The sequence below is a fragment of the Oleiphilus sp. HI0086 genome (assembly GCF_001635225.1).
Genome location: NZ_LWFZ01001434.1, coordinates 1 through 1,451, shown reverse-complemented (window position 1 = coordinate 1,451; position 1,451 = coordinate 1). Strand labels below are relative to the sequence as shown.

Genomic DNA, 1,451 nt, shown 5'->3' with positions numbered 1-1,451 from the left:
TGTTCTGAAAACCCTAAACTGACACCTTGTATTTTCGAGCACGTATACTTCGCGCGCCCTGATTCTATTATAGATAAGGTCTCTGTTTACAAGGCGCGCCTGCGTATGGGTGAAACACTTGCCCAAAAAGTAAAACGACTGCGTCCTGATCACGATATCGACGTTGTCATGCCTATCCCCGATACTAGCCGTACCTCTGCAATGCAAATGGCGGTGGAGTTGGGTGTGAAGTTTCGCGAAGGCTTCATCAAGAACCGCTATATTGGTCGTACTTTTATTATGCCAGGCCAGAATCAGCGTAAGAAGTCGGTACGTCAGAAGTTGAACCCCATTGAACTAGAGTTTAAAGATAAAAACGTTATGTTGGTCGATGACTCAATTGTACGGGGTACGACATGTCGTGAAATCGTACAAATGGCTAGAGACGCTGGTGCTAAAAACGTGTACTTTGCATCTGCCGCGCCTGAGGTAAGATACCCAAATGTTTACGGTATCGATATGCCTGCTGCAACTGAGTTGATTGCACATGACCGCACGGTTGAAGATATTCAGGAAATTATTGGTGCAGACTGGCTAGTTTATCAAGACCTGGAAGATCTTATTCGTTGTGCGAAAGATGGAAACGAAGACATTGATGAGTTTGATTGCTCGGTCTTCAACGGAGTCTATCCAACGGGTGATATATGTGGTGATTACCTCGACAGGCTTGAGCAAGCACGTAATGATTCAAACAAAAAGAAGTTAAATGAAGATGACGCCACTATCGATCTTCATAACGACAATTAAGGCTGAATTAGCTCATTATTTGTCATAGAAAACTAAAAATTCGAATTAAAGGTGAGAAGAGATGGCGAATAGCCAGCCACCGAAAGGTAATATTCCCGTTCCAAATTTGGACGGTGTTGGTTTAGAGACGCTTGCAGTACGAGCTGGGCAAATTAGAAGTCCTGAGCTTGAACACAGCGAAGCGATTTTTCCGACCTCAAGCTTTGTGTTTAATTCAGCGCAAGAAGCTGCTGCACGATTTGCAGGCGAAGAGCCTGGGAACATCTATGCGCGTTTCACCAATCCAACGGTTGCGATGTTTGAGGCGCGCTTAGCTGCCTTAGAAGGAGGCGAGCGTGGTGTTGCTGCAGCATCGGGTATGGCTGCTATTATGTCTGTTTGCTACGCTCTGTTAGAGCAGGGTGATCATGTCATTTGTTCGCGCAGTGTTTTTGGCACGACGACAGTTCTGCTAGAAAAGTTTGTAAAGAAGTTTGGTGTTGAGATTAGCTTTGTTGATCTGACTGATTACGAGCAATGGCAGACCAGCATCAAGGACAATACTAGGTTTCTATTCCTTGAATCGCCGTCGAACCCACTGTGTGAAGTAGTTGATATCGCAAGACTGGCAGAACTGGCGAGACAAGGGCGTCATTCGAAAGGCTGCTTGCTTGTTGTTGATAACT

General features: G+C 45.3%; 2 protein-coding genes. Both read left to right on the top strand.

Annotated elements, in window-relative coordinates; genetic code table 11:
- Nucleotides 1–786, top strand: a 786-nt coding sequence (locus A3756_RS24415; RefSeq protein WP_255376540.1) for an amidophosphoribosyltransferase, incomplete at its 5' end; no start/stop codon positions are given.
- A 61-nt stretch (nucleotides 787–847) separates the two neighbouring features.
- On the top strand, nucleotides 848–1,451 hold a 604-nt coding region (locus A3756_RS24410), incomplete at its 3' end, for an aminotransferase class I/II-fold pyridoxal phosphate-dependent enzyme (RefSeq protein WP_156490744.1).